Raw genomic sequence first — 3,870 nt, 5'->3', positions numbered from 1 at the left:
CAGCTTGCCGAACTGCCCCGGGCTCAGCCCGGTGAACGGGGCTATCCAGGAGGGCTCCGACGCCGTGATCACACAAGACACAGCAAGATCATCTCACCCGTGGCCAGCAGTTACGGGACAGCCCTTAGCCGCCGCCTTCCCATGGGAGCGGCTGGCGCCTCACCGGCAACCGAAGGACGCCGTGGCTGCCCTCCCGCAGCTCTGGGGACCACCACGCAGCCCGCTCCTTGTACACCAGTGGTGGCACGGGGAAGGACCCGTCAACCCCTGGGTGCTCCGCTGGGGACACCAACCACTCGGCTCCACCGGGTTGCACCAGCTCTCCAGCGTCGGCCTGTTCCTCGACGGGCGTCGCACCGACCTCTGAACCGTCCTTTCGGCCGCTCGGCCCCCGGCCCTCGCCGGGGCCAGCGTCCGAACAGGAACCCCTGGCCTTTCAACCACGCTCGCGATGCCCCCACGAACGCGTAGATCGCCGAGCGCGACACCTGACGCACCGCGTCCAACTCCTCCCGCGACCCCGCCCCGCGATCCGGTTGCTCTCTTTCAACGCCCTCCGCCCCAGCCGCTCCCACTCCGTCGAATCCGTCAGCAACTCGATTCGGAACATCGCTTCCAGGGCCGCCGTCCGCAACCGCTGCGTCTCCCGACGCATCTCGTGCGGCGACTCCCCCTCGGACAGCCGCCCCTCGTGCTTGGCGAACCAGTGATCCACCTGGCCACGCCGGTAGTTCGCGACCGCACCCCCGTACGCGGAGTACGCGGCGATGCGCTCCTCCCGCCGCCGCTCACTCCGCGACGCGCCCTGGCGTCCTCGTCGTATGGGGTGTCGGGGCGCGGGTGGAGTGTGGTGTCCTTTCATAGTCCCAGCTCGTCGAGTATGGCTTGTTGTTCGGGTGGGAGTGTGTGGCGGCGGGTGCGCATGTTGGAGCGCCATACTCCGAGCTTGACGGCGATGGTCTGTTGCTCTTGGCGGTCTTCGTCGTTGCCGGCATCGAGGGCCAGGTGCTCGACGTGCCTTCGGGGGATGGTGAGGTGGCCTTCGCGGGTGAGGTATTGGCGGGCGGCGGCTACCCCTCGCTCGAACGCCGCGCTGCCGCGCCCTCCGGCGCGCTTCCCGGTCGCAGGCAGGTTGCCGGCAGCCGTAGGCCCCGTGCCTTCCTCGCCGGCCGTCGCTGGGGCCGGCGCGGCCTTCGCGGGCGTCACGGCGGGTGCTGCTGCGGGCGGGGTGATCCCGAGTTGTTCCAGGAGCTCCCGCTGGCCGGGGAGGAGCTTGGCCCACACCGCGGGCTGGGTCTGCTTGGTCAACCAGCGGCCGATGTCCATGCCGTGGACGGTGACTCCCGGGTCGACGTGGATCGGGCCGGCCTCTTCGGCGACGAGGTCTTGGAGGGCGGCGTAGTGGCGTTGCCACACCGGACTCCAGGCCGGGTTCCAGTGGGGGTCGATCGCGCGCAGCGCCGTCTCCCACTCGGGGTGCCCGTCCAACGCGCCGGGTCGGCGCAGGTTGCTCAGCCACTGCCCTACGGGCTTGTCGAGGGCTACGGCGGTCCTCGGCGCGCAGAGGGTCAAGTGCTGCTCGTAGTACGCCTTCGCGGCGGCCAGGTTCTCCTGGAACCGCTCGTCGACCTCGGACCACACCATCCCGAGGTCTTCCAGTCGGCGGGCCCGCTGGCTGCTCATCTCACCTGCCCGGTAGGCGCGTCGCTGTTCCGCGACCCACTGCCCCAGGGGGAAGGCGCCCTCGCGGTGGCCGTAGGGGACGCGGGCGTGCTGCTCGCGTTCGACGTACCGGCGGAGGGCTTCCCAGCCGCGGGCCCAGTCCTGCCGCTCGGTGTCGATCACGTTGAAGCTGACCCACCGCGCGACCATCGCCGGGTCACGCCGCGCCGCGAAACGCAACAACAGACGAGATTCCTCCTCGCCTTCCTCTGGTTTCGGACCGATGAAGATCGACGGCTTCACCATGGCCTTCTGCGGTTCTTGTGGAATGGCGAGCAGTTCCACAGCTTCCTCATCATGAGCCCGCAGCCCTGCCAGTACCTTGACCAAAGGGCGGTACGAGCTGGAGGTGAACATATCTTCCGGGGCTTCATCGGGTTGGAGAAAGACTGGCACGATCAGCGAAGCGACTTTCCCTTGTCCGGGCTTTTGCCGCAGGGCGCGGCCGATGGCCTGGACGATGTCGTGCGGCGCGCCCTTGGGGTCGATCAGGGCGACGCTGTCGACCGCTCGGATGTCGACGCCCTCCCCGAGGACGCGGCAGTTGGAGAGCACCGCGCGCCGTGCGGTGGACCCGAACTCGGCCAGCGCCGGCTGCCGGTGCTCAGGCTCGTGCTCGCCACACAGCCAGTCCGCCCAGATCCTCCTCGGGTAGGTCTGGGGCTGGTCGGCGTGGAGCTTGGCGGCGACCGCCTCCAGGCCCTCGGCGAACGCCTGCGCCTCGATGGTCCGGTGGTGGAAGGTGATACAGGTCTGGAGGTTGTGCTCGGCCATGGTCCGCAGCAGGCCGGCCTGCAAGGCCGCCAACCGCTGCCCGCGCACCTCTTCGTCGTGCCGTTCCTCACTCATCAGCCGCGCGGGCGTGACCACCGGGTCTTGGAGCTCCAACACGATGATCTGGTACCGCGCCAACAGGCCCCGGGTGACCGCGGAGGCCAACGACAGCTTGTAGAGGACCGGCCCGAACACGGCCTCGTCGTCCATGCTCGCGGCCAGCTCCTTCGGCAGCGGATCGCGGACCCCCTCCTCGACTTCCCAGTGCGGGGCCCGCTCCTGCCAGATCCGCGGCGTCGCCGTCAGGTACAGCCGGCGGGCTGCCGGGATCGCTTCCTGATCGTGCACCCGGGCCCACCGCTTCCCCAGGGAGCCGGAGGTGCGGTGTGCCTCGTCCACCACCACCAGGTCCATCGGCGCCAGCTGTTGCCCGTAGGCGCCCTCGAATGCCTCCTCCAGCACAGGCAGGGACGCGTAGGTCGCGAACACCACCACCTGCCCCGTGCCGTGCCACAGACTCAGCCGCACCGGATTCGTTGTCGACCGCACCCTCAAGTTCCACAGCTGCGGGTCTTCCTCAAGGGAGCACACCGCCACCGCCGGCCCGGTGTGCCCGACCCGCCGCCACTCCCGCACCGTCTGGGACAGCAGATCCAACGTCGGCACCACCACCAGAATGCGCCCACGCGGCAGCATCTCCCGCGCGGCGAACGCCGCCATGATAGTTTTTCCCGTACCACACGCGGAAATGACCTGCCCCCGAAGACCGTTTGCAGGAATTCCTCCCGGAGGGATATCGAAGCCGCGCACAATGGCGTCAACAGCCTCGATCTGATGATTCCTGAGATCGCGTCTCGACATAGCCACGGGACAGACTCCTCGCGAGAGGGTAGGGGTTGAATTCATGGACCTGGTGGTGAGGCTCTAGACCAGAGCATACACAGTGCATCACCCTGATGCATCACCATGGACACACGTTCACGCGCACGCGTGACATGCGGTCAGATTGCTCTCTATGCGCGCCCATCGCGTGATAGCATGGGGGTCGGGCTTGACCCCTTCACGTGACCCTCTCTGATCGCCCCTCCGATGTGCGGTTGACCTCATCAACGTCCCTCTCACCCGCGCGTCACCCGACGAGGGGGGAGTGGCCCAAACTTCCAGTCTTTACACGGTGCATCACCAGCACACGGCACCTTCCCCGTAGCCAGCTTCTTTTAGAGTCCCGCTTGCGGGACTCCGCCTTTTCGCGCTTGCGCGAAAAGGCTTCACTTCGCTTTTGCATTCCGCTTGCGGAATGCGTTTCCCGCGCTTGCGCGGGAAACCGCGTCGCCGCTTGCGGCGACGCTTCTGTATTGCGCGGCTTGCCGCGCA

The 3,870-nt window shown here is 68.0% G+C and carries 2 protein-coding genes and 1 pseudogene; 1 reads left to right on the top strand and 2 read right to left on the bottom strand.

The annotated features are described in order from the left end of the window. Positions 1-81: pseudogene (locus tag FH715_RS27935) on the bottom strand (IS5/IS1182 family transposase); the annotation flags it as partial. Positions 82-181: 100 nt separating this feature from the next. Here FH715_RS27935 and FH715_RS28455 point away from each other — a divergent pair. Further along, positions 182-367: a hypothetical protein gene (locus tag FH715_RS28455; protein WP_170184857.1), complete on the top strand. Its 186-nt coding sequence runs from the start codon at positions 182-184 to the stop codon at positions 365-367. A gap of 491 nt (positions 368-858) precedes the next feature. On the opposite strand, the gene FH715_RS27930 is transcribed toward FH715_RS28455, so the two are convergent. Further along, positions 859-3,357, bottom strand: coding sequence for a DEAD/DEAH box helicase (locus tag FH715_RS27930; protein ID WP_139650296.1), 2,499 nt, complete (start codon positions 3,355-3,357; stop codon positions 859-861). Positions 3,358-3,870 lie beyond the last annotated feature (513 nt).

This window comes from Streptomyces sedi (assembly GCF_006335015.1).
In the GTDB taxonomy this organism is placed as follows: Bacteria; Actinomycetota; Actinomycetes; order Streptomycetales; family Streptomycetaceae; genus Streptomyces; species Streptomyces sedi.
Note: the sequence above shows the minus strand (reverse complement) of the source record. Positions and strands in the feature narration are given on the sequence as shown.